Origin of the sequence: Erwinia sp. MYb416, from assembly GCF_037479575.1 — a bacterium.
Taxonomy (GTDB): domain Bacteria; phylum Pseudomonadota; class Gammaproteobacteria; order Enterobacterales; family Enterobacteriaceae; genus Erwinia; species Erwinia rhapontici.
Genome location: NZ_JBBGYT010000205.1, coordinates 1 through 792, shown reverse-complemented (window position 1 = coordinate 792; position 792 = coordinate 1). Strand labels below are relative to the sequence as shown.

Here is a 792-nt window from a genome sequence, read left to right as displayed (position 1 = left end):
GGAATAGCTTAAACAGCCAGGGCTTTTTCAGCTCACGCACGCTGGCTCGCGTCTGGGCTTTGTCCTCATCTTCCAGCGTTTCAGTAATCTCCTCCAGCTCCCAGTCAACGTCCTCTTTGGCACGGGTGCGTTCCAGCACTTTACGCGCTTCTGCCAGGCGTCCTTTCATCGCATACCAGCGTGGTGTGTCCGGCATAAACATCATGCCAAACCACAGCAGCACTGCAGGAATGGTGGCCACGGCCAGCATCCAGCGCCAGGTTTCATGGCCACCCCACGCGGCGTTAAATCCGGCATTCGAGATATAAGCCAGCATCTGGCCGGAGACAATCATCAGCTCCTGAATCGTCACCAGTTGCCCACGCTTATTCGCTGGTGCGATCTCTGCAATGTAGATCGGCACCGTGGCAGATGCACCACCAACGGCCACCCCTAGCACCAGTCGGAAGAAGATCATCCATTCCACGTTCGGTGCCAGGGCGGTCCCCATTGCGCCGACAGCGAAAATAATCGCCAAAATGATAATGATTTTTTTACGCCCGGCAGAAGCCGCGAAATGCCCGGAAAACAGTGCGCCGAAGGCTGCGCCAAACAGCAGTGAACTGGTGACCAGTCCGGTAGTGAAGGGAGTAAGGTGTAATTCGTCGCCCATAAACAGCAGCGCGCCGGAGATAACGCCGGTGTCATAACCGAAGAGTAATCCGCCGAGAGTGGCAACCAACGCAATGACCTTAACAAAGGGTTCTGTTTTGGTGTTGCTGTTGGGCCCTGATGCCCGGTTAGGTGTTAAAT

Annotated in this window: 1 protein-coding gene; it reads right to left on the bottom strand. The window is 55.4% G+C overall.

Features of this window, described 5'->3' with window-relative positions; all coding sequences use genetic code 11:
* Nucleotides 1–792, bottom strand: a 792-nt coding sequence (locus WH277_RS01905; protein WP_339504075.1) for an MFS transporter, incomplete at both ends; no start/stop codon positions are given.